10 protein-coding genes are annotated in these 17,621 nt (G+C 72.3%); 5 read left to right on the top strand and 5 right to left on the bottom strand.

Annotation, left to right across the window (positions count from 1 at the left end):
• Nucleotides 1-156: 156 nt before the first annotated feature.
• The 3 genes from ACFULQ_RS20370 to ACFULQ_RS20360 all read left to right on the top strand — a co-directional run bounded on the left by ACFULQ_RS20370 (nt 157) and on the right by ACFULQ_RS20360 (nt 5,608).
• Nucleotides 157-1,941, top strand: coding sequence for an N-acetylglutaminylglutamine amidotransferase (locus ACFULQ_RS20370; RefSeq protein ID WP_383545901.1), 1,785 nt, complete (start codon nt 157-159; stop codon nt 1,939-1,941).
• Complete coding sequence (locus ACFULQ_RS20365) at nt 1,914-4,028, top strand: S9 family peptidase (RefSeq protein WP_383545898.1); 2,115 nt, start codon at nt 1,914-1,916, stop codon at nt 4,026-4,028. Before ACFULQ_RS20370 ends, ACFULQ_RS20365 begins: the two co-directional genes overlap by 28 nt.
• Before the next feature lie 116 nt (nt 4,029-4,144).
• Nucleotides 4,145-5,608, top strand: coding sequence for an aminotransferase class I/II-fold pyridoxal phosphate-dependent enzyme (locus ACFULQ_RS20360; protein WP_383545895.1), 1,464 nt, complete (start codon nt 4,145-4,147; stop codon nt 5,606-5,608).
• A gap of 8 nt (nt 5,609-5,616) precedes the next feature.
• Here the strand turns inward: ACFULQ_RS20360 and ACFULQ_RS20355 are convergent, their stop codons facing one another.
• The 3 genes from ACFULQ_RS20355 to ACFULQ_RS20345 all read right to left on the bottom strand — a co-directional run bounded on the left by ACFULQ_RS20355 (nt 5,617) and on the right by ACFULQ_RS20345 (nt 12,756).
• Nucleotides 5,617-8,076: a SpoIIE family protein phosphatase gene (locus ACFULQ_RS20355; RefSeq protein WP_383545892.1), complete on the bottom strand. Its 2,460-nt coding sequence runs from the start codon at nt 8,074-8,076 to the stop codon at nt 5,617-5,619.
• A gap of 59 nt (nt 8,077-8,135) precedes the next feature.
• The gene (locus tag ACFULQ_RS20350; protein WP_383545890.1) at nt 8,136-12,131 is read right to left on the bottom strand and encodes a HAMP domain-containing protein; all 3,996 of its coding nucleotides are present in this window, start codon (nt 12,129-12,131) and stop codon (nt 8,136-8,138) included.
• A gap of 244 nt (nt 12,132-12,375) precedes the next feature.
• A complete protein-coding gene (locus tag ACFULQ_RS20345) occupies nt 12,376-12,756 on the bottom strand; it encodes an STAS domain-containing protein (protein WP_383545887.1) in 381 nt (126 codons plus the stop codon).
• A gap of 223 nt (nt 12,757-12,979) precedes the next feature.
• On the opposite strand from ACFULQ_RS20345, the gene ACFULQ_RS20340 reads away from it, so the two are divergent.
• A complete protein-coding gene (locus tag ACFULQ_RS20340) occupies nt 12,980-13,411 on the top strand; it encodes an ATP-binding protein (RefSeq protein ID WP_383545884.1) in 432 nt (143 codons plus the stop codon).
• Nucleotides 13,412-13,480: 69 nt separating this feature from the next.
• Here ACFULQ_RS20340 and ligA read toward each other — a convergent pair whose 3' ends face one another.
• On the bottom strand, nt 13,481-15,592 hold the full coding sequence (ligA, locus tag ACFULQ_RS20335; RefSeq protein WP_383545881.1) for an NAD-dependent DNA ligase LigA: 2,112 nt from the start codon (nt 15,590-15,592) through the stop codon (nt 13,481-13,483).
• Nucleotides 15,593-15,709: 117 nt separating this feature from the next.
• On the bottom strand, nt 15,710-16,975 hold the full coding sequence (locus ACFULQ_RS20330; RefSeq protein WP_383545879.1) for an MFS transporter: 1,266 nt from the start codon (nt 16,973-16,975) through the stop codon (nt 15,710-15,712).
• Nucleotides 16,976-17,025: 50 nt separating this feature from the next.
• On the opposite strand from ACFULQ_RS20330, the gene ACFULQ_RS20325 reads away from it, so the two are divergent.
• On the top strand, nt 17,026-17,616 hold the full coding sequence (locus tag ACFULQ_RS20325; RefSeq protein WP_383545877.1) for a TetR/AcrR family transcriptional regulator: 591 nt from the start codon (nt 17,026-17,028) through the stop codon (nt 17,614-17,616).
• The last annotated feature ends 5 nt before the right edge of the window (nt 17,617-17,621 follow it).

The raw sequence follows: 17,621 nt of genomic DNA, 5'->3' as shown, positions 1-17,621 counted from the left end.
CCGCTCGCCCCGGCTTCCCGCCCGCTGTCCGGCACACTCCGAGGAAAGGATTTCGTCGATGTCCAGCATCTCCGCCCGGGTCGCGACCGGCCGGCGCGCCCCGGGACCCCCGTCCCGGCTCGTGACCGAAGGTTCCCGGGAAGGGGGCGGCGCGTCATGTGCGGTCTGAGCGGCGAGATCCGCTTCGACGGAGAGCGGCCCGACCTCGCGGCCGTCGAGCGCATGAGTGACCGGCTCGCCGCCCGCGGACCCGACGGCCGGGGCAGCTGGACCCGGGGCGCGGTGGCGCTGGGACACCGACGACTGAAGATCATCGACCTGTCCGACTCCGGCGCCCAGCCGATGACCGACGCCGACGGCGAGATCACCGGTGTGTTCAACGGCTGCGTCTACAACTACCAGGAGCTGCGCGAAGAGCTCAGGCGCCTCGGGCACCGCTTCCGGTCGACGTCCGACACCGAGGTCGTGCTCCACGCCTACCGCCAGTGGGGGACCGCCTGTGTGGAGCGCTTCTACGGCATGTTCGCCTTCGCCCTCGTCGAGCACCGCACCGGGCGTCTCGTGCTGGGCCGCGACCGGCTGGGCATCAAACCGCTGTATCTCGCGCCCGCGGCGGGCCGGTTGCGGTTCGCCTCCTCCCTGCCCGCCCTCCTGGCCGCCGGGGACGTGGACACCTCCCTCGATCCGGTGGCCGTCCACCAGTACCTGAGCTGGCACGCCACGGTGGCCCCGCCGCACACCGTCCTGAGCGGGGTGCGCAAGCTGCCGCCGGCCACCGTACGGGTGGTCGAACCCGACGGCACCCACCGCGACCACCACTACTGGCAGCCGTCCTACACCCGGCGCGCCGAGGACCAGGGGATGGGGCCCGACGAGTGGCGTGACGCGGTGCTGGAGGCGCTGCGCACGGCCGTACGCCGTCGGATGGTCTCCGACGTGCCGGTCGGCGTCCTGCTCTCCGGGGGCCTGGACTCCAGCCTGATCGTCGCCCTGCTCGCCGAGGAGGGCCAGCGCGACCTCAAGACGTTCAGCGTGGGCTTCGAGGCCGAGGGCGGTGAGGAGGGCGACGAGTTCCGCTACTCGGACCTGGTGGCCCGGGAGTTCGGCACGGACCACCGCCGGATGAGGGTGCCCTCGCGGCGGGTGTCGACCGCTCTGGACGACGCCGTCGCCGCGATGAGCGAGCCGATGATCAGCCACGACGTGGTCGCCTTCCATCTGCTGTCCGAGCAGGTCTCCAAGGAGGTGAAGGTGGTCCAGAGCGGGCAGGGCGCCGACGAGGTGTTCGCCGGGTACCACTGGTACCCGGAGCTGGCCGCGGTCGCCCGTGAGGAGGAGCCGCAGAGGTACGCCGAGACGTACTTCGACCGTCCCCACGCCGACCTCGCCGGCATCCTCCAGCCGCACCTGCTGCTCCCGGACGACGTGTCGGGCCGCTTCGTCAGGGAGCACATGGCACGTCCCGGCGCGCAGACCGCCCTGGACGCCGCACTGCGCCTGGACACCCACGTCATGCTGGTCGACGACCCGGTCAAGCGCGTCGACAACATGACCATGGCCTGGGGACTGGAGGCCCGCGTGCCCTTCCTCGACCACGAGCTGGTGGAGCTGGCCGCGGCCTGTCCGCCGGAGCTCAAGCTCGCGGACGGCGGCAAGGGTGTGCTCAAGGAGGCCGGCCGCAAGCTCCTGCCGCGGGACGTCGTCGACCGGCCCAAGGGCTACTTCCCCGTCCCGGCCATCCGGCACATGGCAGGGCCCGTCCTGGACCGGGTGCGCGAGGCGCTCGAGGCCCCCGAGGCGAAGAAGCGGGGGATCTTCCAGGAGTCGTACGTGGCCGAACTCCTGGCGGCACCCGACGAGCACCGGACCACACGCGGCGCCAACGCCCTGTGGCAGGTGGCACTGCTGGAGATATGGCTCCAGACGCACGGGATCACGTGACCGGCGAGCCCGGCACCCGGACCACGCCGCCGCCCGCGCCCGTACCGGCACCGGGGGCCGCCCGTGCCCCGGCCCCCGCCGCCCTGCCGTTGCCCGAGGCGGAGGGCCCGCGGGACGCCGTGACCCGGCTGCACGCCCACGGCTGCTGGTACCCCTCGGCCGGCCCCGACGGCGTCGAGGCGGCCTTCATCTGCGACCGGGGCGGAGTCCCCCAGCTGTGGGCCGGGCCCGTGGACGGGGAGGGCGTCCGGCTCCTCGACTCCTCCCCGGACCCGGTCAAGGAGGTGGCCTGGTCACCCGACGGCCGGTGGATCGCGTACACCACCGCGCCGGGCGGCGGCGAGCACACCCGCGTGCTGTGCGTACGGCCCGACGGCACCGGCCGTCGCCTGCTGGCCGGCGCCGACCCGGACACCTCCGCCTACCTGGGATGCTGGGCCCACGACGGCTCCGCCGTCGCCGTCACCCTGAGCGCACCCGCCGCCTCCCGCGCCTCGGGGGACGGCCGGTGGCAGCCGCCGGACACCGCCGGGGGCCACTGGACGACCCGGGACGGCCGGGCGACCCTCCTCGGCACCAGCGCGTACGCCGTGGGACCGGGCGGGGCACCGGCGACGACCTGGCCCGGCGGGGGCCTGTCCGCCTACCTGATCGACCCCGACGGCCTGGCCTCGCCCGTCCTGCTCGCCACCGAACCGGACGCCCCCACCCTCCGGGTGTGCGACCTGACCCGCGACGGCCGGCTGGCGCTGCTGCGCCGGGGCCCGCGCGGGCGCCGCGAGGCCGTCGTCCGGCGTCTCGCCGAGGCGGTGACGACCCTCACCCTGCCGGTCGCCGACGGCGACCCGTGGATCGGCCGGTTCTCGCCCGACGGGCGGACCCTGTGGCTGCGCAGCGACGCCGACCGGGAGTACGCGGCGCTGTTCGCCGTCGCTCTCGACGCCGACGGCACGCCGCTCGGCAGGACCGTCGTCGCACAGCGCGCCGACAGCGGCCTCGAACTGCTGACGACGGCGGACGACGGCCGGACGGCCGTACTCGCGTGGAACGTACGCGGCGCCGTCGAGCTCGACGTCGTCGAGACCCCCGCGGGACAGGGGCTCGCGGCCGTCATCGGACCGGCACGGCCGGTGCCGCTGCCCCACGAGGTCGTCACGCGCGTCACGGCGGCCGGGACGGGACGGCTGCTCCTCGCGCTGTCCGGTTCACAACGCCGCCCTGGCGTGTGGTGGGCCCACGGCGTGTCCCTGCTGCGCACCCCGTGGTCCTCCCGGGACGAGGACGCCGTCCCGCCGGGCCGCGCGCCCGTACGCCCCGTCCTGACGCGCCTCACCGCCCGGGACGGCCTGCCCCTGAGCGGCTGGTACTACCGGGCGCCGGGACACGCCCCGAACGAGCCGGCACCCTGTGTGATCCACCTGCACGGCGGCCCCGAGGACCAGGAACGCCCGGTGTTCGACCCGCTCTACCACGAACTGCTCGGACGAGGCCTGGACGTCTTCGCCCCCGACGTCCGCGGCTCCGGCGGACACGGCCGGTCCTTCGTCGACGCCGACCTGGGCACCGGCCGCTTCGCCGCGCTCGACGACGTCGCGGACTGCGCGGCGCACGCGGTCACGGCGGGCCCCGCGGACCCCACCCGCCTGGCGGTGATGGGGCGTTCCTACGGCGGCTACCTCACCTTCGCCTCCCTCGTCTGGCACCCGGACCTCTTCCGCACGGGTGTCGCCGTGTGCGGCATGTCCGACCTGCTGACCTTCTTCGCGGGCACCGAGCCCTGGATCGCGGAGTCGGCGGCGCACAAGTACGGCCACCCCGAGCGCGACCGGGACCTGCTGCGCGCCCTGTCCCCGATGAGCCGTGTCGACGCCCTGCGGGCCCCGCTGCTCGCCGTCCACGGCGAACACGACACCAACGTGCCGCCGGGGGAGTCCGAGCAGTTCGTACGGGCCGCGCGGGAACACGGTGTCCCCGCCGAGCTCCTCGTCCTGCGGGACGAGGGGCACGACTTCCTGCGCGCGGACAACCGGCGCCTGTTCCGCCGGGCCGCCGCGGACTGGATGGAGCGCCACCTGCACCCGTTCTGACCCGCAAGGACCGTTCCGGGCGTTTCGGCGGGCTTCTGCGGTCAACACGGTGTGCAGACCAAGCGGGCCGTACGGCTTCGACCTCCGGACGGGGCAGGACGGACCTGGGAGGAACCATGGACCACTCACGGGTGCCCGTGCTGGAGGCACTGGAGGAGTTCCGGCGCCGCGGCGACATGGTCTTCGGTCCGCCCGGCCACAAGCAGGGCCGCGGAGTGGACCCGCGGGTGGCGGAGATCGTCGGCCTCGACGTGTTCCGCTCGGACGTCCTGTCCCTCAACGGTCTCGACGACCGCCGGCAGTCCCAGGGCGTGCTCAGCGACGCACAGGACCTGATGGCGGACGCGGTCGGCGCCGAGCAGGCGTTCTTCTCCACGTGCGGCAGCTCCCTGTCCGTCAAGACCGCGATGCTGGCCGTGGCGGGACCGGGGGAGAAGCTGCTGCTGTCGCGCAACGCGCACAAGTCCGTGATCTCGGGCGTCGTCGTCAATGGTGTCGAACCGATCTGGGTCCATCCCAAGTTCGACCGTGACCGGCACCTGGCCCATCCGCCGGAGCCCGAGGACGTGCGCCGCCGACTCCAGGAGCATCCGGACGCCAAGGGCATGCTGCTGATCACCCCCACCGACTGGGGGACCTGCGCCGATGTCCGGGGCGTGGCCCGGGTGTGCCACGAGTTCGGCGTCCCGCTCATCCTCGACGAGGCCTGGGGCGCCCATCTGCCCTTCCATCCCGAGCTGCCCGTCTGGGGCATGGACGCCGAGGCGGACCTGGTGGTCACCAGCGTGCACAAGATGGGCGGGGCGATCGAGCAGAGCTCCGTCTTCCACCTCCAGTACGACCGGGTCTCGGCGGAGGCGCTCAAGCAGCGGGAGGACCTGCTCGGCACCACCAGCGCCTCCTCCCTGGTGTACATGACCCTGGACGGCTGGCGCCGCCAGATGGTCGAGCACGGCCACGCGCTCCTGCACACCGCCCTGCACCGCGCGCGACGGATCCGGCAGGCGGCCGCTGACCTGCCGGGCCTGCGGCCCATGGGGCACGAGATCGTGGAGGAGGGGCTCGCCGCCGACTTCGACCCCCTGAAGATCGTGATCGACGTACGGGAGCTCGGGATCAGCGGCATGCAGGCCGCCGAGTGGCTGCGGGCCGCACTGCACGTGGACGTGGGCGGCTCCGACACCTGCCGGATCAGCGCGTCGATCACCCACGCGGACGACGACGAGACGGAGACGGCCCTCCTGGACGCCCTGCGCGCCCTCACGGAGCGAGCCGAGTCCATCGAACGCAGGCCGCCGGTCCGGCTGCCCGAGCCCTCGGCCCTGGAACTGGAGCAGGCCATGCTGCCGCGCGAGGCGTTCTTCGCCGAGGTCGACCACGTGCCCGCCGAACGGGCCGCGGGCCGGATCGCCGCGGAGATGATCAGCCCGTACCCGCCGGGGGTGCCGGTGATCGCGCCCGGTGAGGTCGTCACCGACGAGGTCGTGGACTATCTGCGCAGCGGCGTCGAGCACGGCGTCCTGATCCCGGACGCCGCCGACCCCGAGGTCAGGACGCTACGGGTGGTGGCCCGGCACTGAGGCTGCTGTCAGGCCACCCGGATCCCCACGATGCAGGTGTCGTCGTCCGTGTCGGACCTGCTGTGGGTGAGCAGGCGGTCCAGCTGCTGCTCCAGCGTCGGCGGGACCGCCCGCGCGACCGTCAGGAACTGCGCCAGCGACTCCTCGACGGACCGGTCCCGGCGTTCGATCAGACCGTCCGTGTACATCAGCAGCGTGTCCTCGGCGGCGAGCTGCACCTCGTGCTCCTCGTACACCGCCTCCGGTACGGCACCAAGCAGCAGCCCCTTGACCAGCGGCAGCGGCGCCGCGTCCGAGCCGCGCACCAGGACCGGCGGCAGATGCCCGGCCCGCGCCCAGCGCAGCGTGTTGTTCTCGGGGTCGTACAAGCCGCAGACCGCGGTGGCGGTGACGGCACCGGTCAGATGGTGGGCCACCATGTTGAGCCAGGACAGCAGCTGACCGGGCCCGGCACCGGTGACGGCGAGCCCCCGCAGCGCGTTGCGCAGCACGACCATGCTGGTGGCCGCCTCGATGCCGTGCCCGGCGACGTCGCCCACGCACAGCAGCACCAGCCGGGACGGCAGCACGACGGCGTCGTACCAGTCACCGCCGACCAGGTGCTGGGTCTCCGCGGGCCGGTAGCGCACCGCCAGGTCCAGCCCCGGAACCTCCAGCGGAGCCTGCTCCGGGGGCATGATGGCGTGCTGCAGCTGGAGGGTGAGCCGGTTGCGTTCGCTGGCCTCCTGCTCGGTGTGGGCGAGCTGGTCACGGGTGGCGGACAGGGCGACCTCGGTCCAGTGGTGCGCGGAGATGTCCTGGTAGGCGCCGCGCAGGACGTACAGCTGGCCCGCCGAGTCGAGCACCGGCTCCGCCACGACCCGGAGGTGCCGGGTGACCCCGTCGGGGCGTTGCAACCGGAACGCGGTGGACGCCGGCCGGCGCTGGTGGAGCACGGTGCGCAGGAAGCGGCCGATGGCCACGGCGTCGTCGGGGTGGGCGTGCGCGGGCAGGTCCTCCAGCGGCACGGGGGCCTCGGAGGCGGGCTTGCCGTAGAGGTGGAAGAGCTGGCCGTTCCAGGTGATCTCGCCGGTCAGCAGGTTCTCCTCGAAACCGCCGATGCGGCCGAGGCGCTGGGCGTGCTGGAGCAGGCTCGCCAGGCGGGCCGTCTCGTCCTCGATGCGCCAGATGAGCAGGACGCTGCCGCCGTGCCGGCTGATGTTGATGTCGGCGACCGCCGCCAGCTGGACGTCGTCCACCAGGGCGGTCAGCCGCATCCGGTGGGCGCGGAAGGGCTCGCCGGTGGCGTAGACGCGCTCTACCCGCTCGAAGAGCTCGCTGTGGCCGGCTGCCATCGGATAGGCCTCCAGCAGCAGCGCGCCGCTCACCACACCGCGCGGGCGTCCTGCCGGGTCGAGGAAGCGGCTGTTGACGTGGTGGATGCGGAAGTCCACGAGACGTCCGTCGGGGCCCAGGTGCGGCACCAGCACCAGAGCCGGGTCGTGCAGTCCGTCGGCCAGGTCCATCAGCTCGGTGACGTCCGGCAGGACCCGCGGGGCCGGGGTGCCGTCGGGGTGATGGAGCGCGTACGTCTGAAGGGTGTGCGCGCACAGTTCGGCCAGCGCCTCGACCTGGCGGACGATCGGCGGCGGAGGCGACTCCAGCGGCGCGGGCCAGGCGATCTCCAGTACCCCGTGGATGCGTCCGGCGGCCTCGGCGGGCACGGCGACCCGCCCGCCGTCGCTGTGGTGGTGCTGTCCGATCGAGGGCAGGCCGGTCTCGGACAGACTGCTGATCCATTGCCCGGTGCGTTCGGTGAGCCCGCGGCGCGCCACGGTCGTCACCCCCGGCGGCACATGCCGCCAGCGTCCCGCCTCGGCCGGGGCGAACCCGGCGCTGCCCGCCAGGGTGAGGGAGCCGTCGGCCCCCAGCGCCCAGATGGCCACCGCCTCGGCGCCGAGCGGGGTCAGCGCGTGCTCCAACAGGGAGTCCGCGACCGCCTGGGTGTCCTCGGCGGCCAGCGCCCCGCTCTCGGCGGCCCGCAGCCGTACGGCGGAGGAGTGCCCGTCGGGCGGCTCGCCGGAGGCGGTGCGCCCGTCGGCCGGGGCGGCGGCGGTGGCGGCGAGGAAGGCGCTGGTCACCTCCGAGAGCCGGTCGCGCGAGGCCTGGTTGATCACCTCGACGGCGAACTCCAGCGGGGTCACCCCCGCCTGCGCGGTGAGCTCGGCGAGCTGCTTCGAGGCCTGCGCCGGACCGCAGCCCAGCCGCTCGACCAGGATGCCCTTGGCCAGCTCGATCAGGGCCCGGCCGTCCGCCTCCGCCTGCGCCGCCCGCACCTCCTGGCGCAGCCGGGCCACGGTCGCCGCCAGCCTGCCGACGGGGGAGGCCTCCTCGCGGGTCGCGCCGGCGGACGGCTCGCCGCCCGGGAACGCGGGCTGTTCCCCCACGGCGGCGCTGTGCGGCTCGGGCGGCTGACGGAGATCACTCACGGTGGGCCTGTTCCTCGGCGGGGAATGTCACTCGGGCGGCTGGGGTCCTCGACGTGGTCTCACGCGGGCAGCCACCTCCGGACCCGGGCCATCAGGTCGCTCGTGTCGACGGGCTTGGTGACGTAGTCGTTGGCCCCCGACGCCAGGCTCTTCTCCTGGTCGCCCGGCATGGCCTTGGCGGTGACCGCGATGATCGGCAGCTCCGCGTACTGCGGCATCGAGCGGATCTCCGTGGTGGCCGTGTAACCGTCCATCTCCGGCATCATCACGTCCATCAGGACCAGCGAGATGTCCGGGTGCGCGAGCAGCATCTCGATGCCCTTGCGGCCGTTGTCGGCGTGCAGGACCTGGAAGCCGTGCAGTTCCAGGACCCCGCTGAGCGCGAACAGGTTGCGGGCGTCGTCGTCGACCACGAGGACCGTACGGCCGAGGAAGGAGTCGTCCACCTGGGCGGCGGGCCGCTGCGGCTCCTCGGAGCGCACCAGCGACAGCACGTCACCGGGCTGCTCGGCGGACAGGTGCAGGGTGATGCGCTCCCGCAGGTCGTCCAGGCTGGACAGGAAGTCCAGCGGCCGGTCGCCCGCGAGGGCCCGCAGCCCCTGCTCCTGACCGAGGGACACCCGGTGTCCGGTGTGTACGAGCACGGGCACGCTGGCCAGCGCCGAGTCGCCGCGCATGGCCTCCAGGAAGTCCGCGCCCTCGTCGTGCGGCATGCCGAGTTCGAGGACGACACAGTGGCAGGGTTCGGCCGCCAGGGTGCTCGCCGCCTCCTGCGCTCCCACGGCGGTGATGATGTCGATCGCCCCGTGCGGGTCGTCGGGGTCCTGCGCGAGGTCCGCCACGGCCCGCTCCGCGACCAGCGTGAGCAGACCGCGCGGGCGCTCCTCGATGACCAGCAGCCGGCGCCTGCGCTGCTCGGGGGAGGGCGCGGGGCCCGTGAGCGCCCGGGGTGCCGTCTCCTCCTCGGGGGCGACGCCGTCGTACGCATGCTCCGCCGGCCGGCCCCCGTTCTCCAGCTGCTCCTCGAAGTCGGCGCGGGCCACCGGGAGATGGAGCGTGAAGGTGCTGCCCTGGCCTGGGGTGCTGTCGACGGTGACCGCGCCGCCCAGCAGGTGGGCGATCTCGCGGGTGATGGACAGACCGAGTCCGGTGCCGCCGTACTTGCGGCTGGTCGTCCCGTCGGCCTGCTGGAACGCCCCGAAGATCGTCTCCAGTTGCTGCTGCGGGATGCCGATGCCGGTGTCGATGACCCGGAACGCCACGATCGGTCCGCCGCGGTGCACACCCGGCGGGACCTCATGGTCGGCGGCGGGCTCGATGCGCAGCTCCACCCCGCCCTGCTCGGTGAACTTCACCGCGTTCGACAGCAGGTTGCGCAGGATCTGCCGCAGCCGGGAGTCGTCGGTGAGCAGGTCGGCCGGGGTGCCGGGCGCGGTGGCGACGGTGAACTCCAGGCTCTTCTGCGTCGTCATCGGCCGGAACGTCGCCTCGACGTACTCCAGGAGCTTGCGCAGCGGCACCCGCTCCGGGGCCACGTCCATCTTGCCCGCCTCGACCTTGGACAGGTCGAGGATGTCGTTGATCAGCTGGAGCAGGTCCGAGCCCGCGGAGTGGATGATGCCCGCGTACTCGACCTGCTTCGGGGTGAGGTTGCGCGAGGGGTTCTGGGCCAGCAACTGGGCCAGGATCAGCAGGCTGTTGAGCGGGGTGCGCAGCTCGTGGCTCATGTTGGCCAGGAACTCCGACTTGTACTTGGACGCCAGCGACAACTGCTGCGCCCGGGTCTCCAGTTCCTGCCGCGCCTGCTCGATCTGGAGGTTCTTCGCCTCGATGTCGCGGTTCTGCGAGGCCAGCAGCGAGGCCTTCTCCTCCAGCTCGGCGTTGGAGCGCTGGAGTTCGTCCTGCTGGACCTGCAACTCCTCGGAACGGGCCTGGAGTTCGGCGGTGAGCCGCTGCGACTCGTCGAGCAGTTCGTCGGTGCGGACGTTGGCCACGATGGTGTTGAGGTTGACGCCGATGGTCGGCATCAGCTGGGCCAGGAAGTCCTGGTGGATCTGGGTGAAGCGGCTCACCGACGCCAGCTCGATCACCCCGAGGACCTGCTCCTCGACCACGATGGGCAGCACCACCAGCGCGGTCGGCGACACCTGTCCGAGACCGGAGGAGATGGTGACGTACCCCTCGGGCAGCTCCTCCACGGTGACGGTACGGCGGTTGCGCGCGGCCTGACCGACCAGCGAGCGCCCGACCGGGATCCGGGTGGGCCGCTCGTCGTCGTCCGGATAGCCGTACGACCCCACCAGGCGCAGTTCCGGCCCCCGTACGGTGTCCTCCGCGAGGTAGAAGGCGCCGTACTGGGCGGCGACCAGCGGGGTGAGCTCGTCCATGATGAGCTCGGCGACCACGGGCAGGTCGCGGTGGCCCTGCATCAGGCTGGAGATGCGGGCCAGGTTGGTCTTGAGCCAGTCCTGCTCCTGGTTGGCCCGGGTGGTCTCGCGCAGGGACTCCACCATGGAGTTGATGTTGTCCTTGAGGTCGGCGACCTCGCCGGAGGCCTCCACGGTGATGGAGCGGGTCAGGTCGCCCTCGGCCACCGCGCTGGTGACCTCGGCGATGGCGCGGACCTGCCGGGTGAGGTTCCCGGCCAGTTCGTTGACGTTCTCCGTCAGCCGCTTCCAGGTGCCCTCGACGCCCTCGACCTCGGCCTGGCCGCCGAGCCGGCCCTCGCTGCCGACCTCCCGGGCGACGCGGGTGACCTCGGCAGCGAACGACGACAGCTGGTCGACCATCGTGTTGATGGTCGTCTTGAGCTCCAGGATCTCGCCGCGGGCGTCGACGTCGATCTTCTTCGACAGGTCGCCGTTGGCCACCGCGGTCGTCACCAGGGCGATGTTGCGCACCTGCCCGGTGAGGTTGTTGGCCATGGAGTTGACGTTGTCGGTGAGGTCCTTCCAGGTGCCGGCCACGTTGGGCACGTGCGCCTGGCCGCCGAGGCGTCCCTCGGTGCCGACCTCGCGGGCCACGCGGGTCACCTCGTCGGCGAACGCGGACAGCGTGTCGACCATGGTGTTGATGACGTCCGCGAGGGCCGCGACCTCGCCCTTGGCCTCGACGGTGATCTTCTGCGAGAGGTCGCCGCGGGCCACGGCGGTGGCGACCTGGGCGATCGAGCGGACCTGACCGGTCAGGTTCGACGCCATCACGTTGACGTTGTCGGTGAGGTCCTTCCAGGTCCCCGACACGCCCCGCACGATCGCCTGCCCGCCCAGGTTGCCCTCGGTGCCGACCTCGCGGGCGACGCGGGTGACCTCGTCGGCGAAGGCGGAGAGCTGGTCGACCATCGTGTTGATGGTGTTCTTGAGTTCGAGGATCTCGCCGCGGGCGTCGACGGTGATCTTCTGGGAGAGGTCGCCCTGTGCCACCGCGGTCGTCACCTGGGCGACATTGCGGACCTGCGACGTCAGGTTTCCGGCCATGAAGTTGACCGAATCGGTGAGGTCCCGCCAGACGCCGCCCACCCCGGGCACCTGCGCCTGACCGCCCAGTCGGCCCTCGCTGCCGACCTCGCGCGCGACACGGGTGACCTCGTCGGCGAAGGCGGACAGCTGGTCGACCATCGTGTTGACGGTCTCCTTCAGCTGGAGGATCTCCCCGCGCGCGGGCACGTCGATCTTCTGGGAGAGGTCGCCCTTGGCCACCGCGGTCGCCACCTGGGCGATGTCACGGACCTGCGTGGTCAGGTTGCCCGCCATCGCGTTGACCGAGTCGGTCAGGTCGGCCCAGGTGCCGGAGACGCCCGGCACCTCCGCCTGGCCGCCCAGCGTGCCCTCGGTGCCCACCTCGCGGGCCACGCGTGTGACCTCGGAGGTGAACACGGACAGCTGGTCGACCATGCCGTTGAAGACCGTGGCGATGTCGCCCAGCAGCCCCTGTCCGTCGGCCGGCAGCCGGGTGCCGAAGTCGCCGTCGCGCACGGCGGTGAGCCCGGCCAGCAACTGCCGCAGTTCCTGCTCACCGGGAGCCTGCTCCCGGGCCTCCGTCGACGTGCTGGTCATGGCACCCTCGTTCCGCTCCCCAAGAGTCCCCGCTCCGGGGACTCGGAACCGCGCCGAGCCTGATGAAAGGCTCGCTCACCAGCGGCAATCCCGCACCCCACGGGGCTGCCAGATGAGAAATCCGTCGAAGATTAACCCAGGTTCCGAGCGGCGGCCAAAGCTCGGGGAGAGCGTTGTGACACGGCGAAAAATGACGTCACGAACCTGGCATGAGGGCATTGATCCCGGGTACTCGGGTCGATTTTCACGTCTCCGCGTCCGTCGCCGCGAGGGCGTCCTCCAGGGTCGGGTGAAAGGGCACGAAGGTGTCGAGCCCCACCAGCTGGAGGGTGCGCAGCACGGACCCGCGCGCCCCCACGAGCCGCAGCCAGCCCTGCGCGGCCTGCGTGGAGTGGAAGGCGGCGATCAGCGCGTTGACACCGCTGGAGTCCATGAACGTGACCTGGCTCAGGTCGACGACGACCCGGTGACCGGCAGCGGTGTCCCCCGGGGACAGGGCCCGCGTCAGGCCGGGCACGCTCTGGTGGTCGATCTCTCCGTCGAGGCCGAGGACGGTGATGTCGTCGGCCTCGGTACGGACCACGGACAGTCTGCCGTGTCCCACTGCTTCCCGGTTGTCTGCCACTTGGTGCGTCCTCTGCGCGTTCGATGGGGGGCTCTCACGCCGTTGTTGCCACCGTTGCCCAGGAAGTCCGGGTGCGAAGCATGGGACGGCCCATTCGTTCGTGGGCGGCGCGGATCCGGGCGGCACAGGAGTAAGGCGGGAAGGACGGGGTATCCGGGCGCCCATGAACGGGGTATTGGAGATGGTCGGCAGGGTGCGGGTCCTGCCTGAGGAGTGTTCGCGGATGCCGGAAGCCGCACCTGTCGAGGTGACTGTGGCCCTGGACGGAGCGGACGGCTGTATCGCCGACGCGCGGGACCAGACGTCGAAGTTCCTGACACGGGTGCAGGGGGAGCGGGGCCTACCCGTCTCGGCCCGCGCCAGGGATCTGGGGCAGCTGGTGGTCAGCGAGCTGGTCACCAACGCGCTGAAGTACGCGCCGGGGCCGGTGCTGCTGAACCTGCGCGTCCACGACGGCATGCTGGAGATCGAGGTGTGGGACAGCGATCCCACCCTTCCGATGGCCCGAGCCGCCGACGCCGGGCGGGTCGGTCAGCACGGTCTGGAGATCGTGATGGCGGTGGTCCAGGGCTTCGAGGCACGCCGGGAGTCCGTGGGCAAGCGCATCACGGTCCGCCTGGCCCTCATCGACGGCATGCCGGGCTTCCCCGACTGAGGAGCCCCGCGGGACGGACGAGGCGAGCGAGAGGGACGTGCCCCAGGCACGTCCCCCGACCCTCCTCGCTCAGCCCAGGTGGTCGGCGACGAGCAGCGCGAACTCGTCGGGTGTGGCGAGGCGGATGCCGAGGTCCTCCGCTTTGGCGCGCTTGGATCCCGCACCCTCACCGGCGACCACGAGTGAGGTCTTGCGGGAGACGCTGGAGGACGAGCGACCGCCCGCGCGCTCGATGAGTTCGTTCATCTGGTTGCGGCTCAGGCTCTCCAGGGGCCCGGTCATCGCGCCGGTGACGACGACCGTCATGCCCGCGAGCGGCCCCGCGTCCGGCACGCCCTCCGGGGCTTCGGACGTTTCGGACGCCTTGGGCGCCGCCGTGTCGCCCTCGCCTGCCGCGGGCGGGGGAGTGGCGCCGGGTTCAGTCATGTTCACCCCGGCCGCCGCGAGTCTGTCGATCAGCTCCGACAGCTCCGCGAGCTCGGCGACGATGGCGGGCGCCTTCTCCGGACCGATGCCCTCGACCTGCTGGAGGGCATCGGCGTCGGCGGCACGGATGTGGTCCATCGTGGCGAAGTGCCGGGCGATGCGGCGGGACATCGAGCGGCCGGTGCCGCGGACTCCGAGCGCGCACAGCACCCGCGACAGCGGCCGCGTCCGGGCCGTGTCGATGGCGGCGAGCAGATTGTCGGTGCTGGTCTCGCCCATCCGCTCCAAGGCCAGCAGCTGCTCACGGGTCAGGGCGAACAGGTCGGCCAGGTCAGCGACGAGTCCCGCCTCGACGAGCTGCACGACACGCGTGGCACCCAGGCCCTCGATGTCGAGCTGGTCGCGTCCTGCGGCGTACGACAGGGACGCCACCAGATGGCAGTTGCGGCCCTGCTCGCACCGCCAGCGTTCCTGACCGGTGTCGATGGCAGAGCCGCACCGGGGGCACACCTCGGGGAACACGATCGGCTGCTCGTCACCGGTGCGCAGATGGGCCACCGGTGCCTCGATGCGGGGGATGACGTCGCCGGCCCGATGGACCATGACGTGGTCGCCGAGGCGCAGGTCGCGGCGGGTGATGTCGGCCGGGTTGTGCAGGGTCGCGTACGTGATGGTCGCGCCCTCGATCTGCACCGGTTCGAGGACGCCGCGCGGAGCGATGATCCCGGTGCGGCCCACGTTCCACTCCACCCCCACCAGCCGGGTGATCTTCTCCACCGCGGGGAGTTTGTAGGCGATCGCCCAGCGGGGCGCGCGCGAACCGGATCCGGCGGCCCGCTGGTCGGCCGCCAGATCGGCCTTGACGACGATGCCGTCGATCCCGAAGGGCAGCTCCGCGCGCAGCCCCGCGATCTCCCGCACCCGCTCCAGGACCTCCTCCACGGTGGCGGCGGTGACCGTGGGCACCGCGGTCGCGGCGGTGGTGTGCACGCCCAGCCGCGCGGCCAGGGCCATCAGCTCGCTGTGCGCGAGCCCTTCCAGCCGCTCGGTGAGTTCGGCGTCGGTGTCGGGCAGGGGCAGCAGGCCGTAGCCGAAGAACGTCATCGGCACGGTGTACGCCCGGTCCTTGGCCCGCAGGGTGCCCGCGGAGGCGCCGCGCGGGTTGGCGAACGGCTGCCCGCCGTGCCCGGTGCGCACCCCGTTGGCGTGCTCGAACTGGGCCGTCGTCATCAGGACTTCGCCGCGCACTTCCACGGTCACCGGCTGGTCCAGCTTCTCCGGCAGCCCTTCGAGGGTGCCGAGCGCGTGCGAGACGTCCTCCCCGGCGATGCCGTCGCCGCGCGTGATCAGGCGGGTCAGCCGGCCCTCGGTGTAGCGGGCGGCGACGGCGAGACCGTCGAGCTTCGCCTCCACGCTGAAGCGCTCCACCTCGTGCCCGATCCGGCGGGCCAGCGAGGCCGTCCACGCGGTGAACTGCTCGGGCGAGAACACATTGTCCAGGCTCAGCATCGCCACGGTGTGCGGCACATCGCCCTCGACCGCGCCGCCGGCGACCTTTCCGGTGGGGGACTGGGACAGCACCTCGTCGGGGTGCGCGGCCTCCCACGCCGCGATGCCGCGCACCAACCGGTCGTAGGCGTCGTCGTCGAGCGGGGAGGTGCCGTCCGTGTAGTAGGCGGCAGCGGCCGCCACGACGTCCTCGACGGCCTGCGCGTAGGCGACGGCGTCCACGATCTGCGCAACTGGTGTGGTCATGAACTCATCCTGCCTGCCACCACTGACAACGCGGCGAGCCCCGCGGGAGCGACCCCCTGCTCGGCACGGTCCGGATGTCCTGCTGCCACCTCGCGGCACGACCAGCCGTCCCAATGGTCAGGCGTCGAGCGGTGCGGTCTCCCGGTCGCTGGTGTCGGCGGCCGGGGCGATGAGGATGGCGGAGGCGACGAACACCAGGACCGCGACCATCGCCGCGCGCAGCCCGTAGTGGTCACCGAGGAACCCGAGGGCCGGCGGTCCGACGAGGAAGGCGACGTAGCCGATGATGGCGACCAGGGAGACCCGCGCGGTCTGGTCGGGGCCCGAGTCGCCGGCCGCCGACAGGGCCACCGGGAAGCCGAGGGAGGCCCCGAGTCCCCAGAACAGGACGGAGGCCGCCGCTATGACGACGTTGTCCGAGAAGATCACGAGGACGAGTCCGACGGCTCCGGAGACGGCGCTGGCCCGCACGACCGCGGCCCGCCCGAAACGGACCAGGAAGTACGTGCCGCAGAAGCGGCCCAGGGTCATCGCGGCCGCGAACCCGACATAGACCAGGGAGCCGGCCGTGGCGTCGAGGCCGTGGCCGTCCACCATGAGCAGCGGCAGCCAGTCGTTGGCCGCCCCTTCGGCCAGGGCCATGGCCAGCACGATGGCACCGATGAGGAGCAGTTTGCGGTCCTTCCAGACCTGCGGCCCGGCTCCCTTCACCGCCTCGGCGGTGCGCGGCTCCGTGCTGAGGCCGACGCCCCTCGGAAGCGCCCGCACGGCATGGAGCAGCATCCCCGTGGCGGCCAGGGTGACCACGGCCAGGTGCCAGGAGACGGGGACCCGTGCCGCCGTCGCCGTCATTCCGGCCAGCGCGCCGATCACCGTGCCCAGGCTGAAACAGCCGTGCAGGGTCGGCAGCACCGGTGTGCCGGTGATCCGCTCCACGTCGGCGCCGTCCACGTTGACCGCCACCTCCCCCGACCCCATGCCCGCGCCGAACAGGAAGAGGCCGGCCGTGACCAGCGGCGCCGACGACATGGCGCTGCCGGCCGCGATGACGCTCGTGGCCGCGATGATCAGCACGGTGCCGAGGACGATCACGGGCCGCGTGCCCAGGCGCGCCACGAACCGGCCGGAACACAGGATGCCGAGCATGGATCCCACGGACAGGCCGAACAGGATCAGCCCCATCTGCGCGGTGGACACGCCCAGTTGGTCCCGCACGTCCGGAGTGCGGGTCACCCAGGAGGACAGGGCGATGCCCGGGAGGAAGAAGAAGAGGTACAGGGCCTGGCGGCGCCGCCGCACGGCGGGGTCGGTCAAGAGAGGGCTCCGCGGGGGTCGGAAGAATGGGCGGGCACGTGACGAGTCCCGCGCCCATCGGGTATGCACAAATGTACATAACCGCGAGGCGCGGGAGAAGAGAAGGCGGACCACCCCAGATGACCGGTAGCAACCGCGGCCCCAACGACCCCCTGCGCCGTGAGCGCATCCTCGACGCGGCCCTCGACGTCATCGCCGAGCACGGCGCCATCAAGGTGACCTTCCGCAGGATCGCGGCAGCCGCCCAGGTGCCGCTCGGATCGCTCACCTACTACTTCGACGACATGCAGCATCTGCTCACCGAGGCGTTCACCCGCCTCGCCGAGTCCGTCTCCTCGCGCTACGGCGCCCTGCTGACCGCGGCGCGCACTCCGCAGGAGGCCCAGGAAGCCGTCGTCGAGATCATCTGCGGCAAGGTCTGGGGTACCGACCGCAACCTCCTGCTCAGCTACGAGCTGTACGCCTTCGCCACCCGCCACCCCGAGCTGCGTGCGGTCATGCGCTCCTGGATGCAGGCCAGCCGGGACTCCCTGGCCAGGCACTTCGACCCGCTCACGGCCCGGGCCCTGGACGCGCTCGTCGAGGGCTTCTCCATCCACAACTCCGTCGACGCCCGGCCCACGGACCGCGCGGACGTGGCGGCGATCGTACGGGCCGTGGTGGACCGCCCCGAGGCGAGGGCGACGTACGCGCCGGGCCCCCGGGAGTAGCTCCC

Source organism: Streptomyces sp. NPDC057253 (genome assembly GCF_042669125.1).
Classification (GTDB): domain Bacteria; phylum Actinomycetota; class Actinomycetes; order Streptomycetales; family Streptomycetaceae; genus Streptomyces.
The sequence above is the reverse complement of the archived record's forward strand: the minus strand, read 5'-3'. Positions and strand labels throughout refer to the sequence as shown.

Bases quoted from the DNA above. Each gene is read 5' to 3' on its own strand.
- ACFULQ_RS20370 (WP_383545901.1), top strand. From the start codon at position 157: ATGTGCGGTCTGAGCGGCGAGATCCGCTTCGACGGAGAGCGGCCCGAC.
- ACFULQ_RS20365 (WP_383545898.1), top strand. From the start codon at position 1,914: ATGGCTCCAGACGCACGGGATCACGTGACCGGCGAGCCCGGCACCCGG.
- ACFULQ_RS20360 (WP_383545895.1), top strand. From the start codon at position 4,145: ATGGACCACTCACGGGTGCCCGTGCTGGAGGCACTGGAGGAGTTCCGG.
- ACFULQ_RS20350 (WP_383545890.1), bottom strand. From the start codon at position 12,131: ATGACCAGCACGTCGACGGAGGCCCGGGAGCAGGCTCCCGGTGAGCAG.
- ACFULQ_RS20340 (WP_383545884.1), top strand. From the start codon at position 12,980: ATGCCGGAAGCCGCACCTGTCGAGGTGACTGTGGCCCTGGACGGAGCG.
- ligA (WP_383545881.1), bottom strand. From the start codon at position 15,592: ATGACCACACCAGTTGCGCAGATCGTGGACGCCGTCGCCTACGCGCAG.
- ACFULQ_RS20325 (WP_383545877.1), top strand. From the start codon at position 17,026: ATGACCGGTAGCAACCGCGGCCCCAACGACCCCCTGCGCCGTGAGCGC.